This window comes from Polaromonas sp. LjRoot131, assembly GCF_964252805.1.
GTDB lineage: Bacteria > Pseudomonadota > Gammaproteobacteria > Burkholderiales > Burkholderiaceae_C > Polaromonas.
The window spans coordinates 1-366 of sequence record NZ_CAXUPF020000018.1; the positions used below are offsets into that span (position 1 = coordinate 1).

General features: G+C 53.0%; 1 pseudogene. It reads right to left on the reverse strand.

What is annotated here, in order from left to right:
* Window positions 1–261, reverse strand: a pseudogene (locus tag ACSQ27_RS24275) (IS21 family transposase); the annotation flags it as partial.
* Between the last annotated feature and the right edge of the window lie 105 nt (window positions 262–366).

Consider the following 366-nt stretch of genomic DNA (forward strand, 5'->3'; position numbering starts at 1 on the left):
TGTGTGGATCTGCCTCAAAGTGCGCCGCTGTTTCCGCGATTTTGTTGCCTCGATTACCAGCCAGGTGGCCAGCTTCTCGGCGTAGGGATCGAGCTTGCTTGAGCTGACCCGTCTTGGGTACTTGGGCTCGCTCTCTTCCGATCGCAGGTGCTTCTTCACTGTGTTGCGAGCCAGGCCTGTACGCCTTGAGATCTCGCGGATGGACATCTGATCCCTCAATGCCCAACGTCTGATGACATTCAATGTCGCCACGTCTATCACTCCTGAATTCCCCTGCTTTTAAAACAAGCAGGGTAGTGCCTACGTGGGTCAGATTTGGATGGAAATTACTGCGCTAACTGGATCAGATTTCGACGGAATTCAACA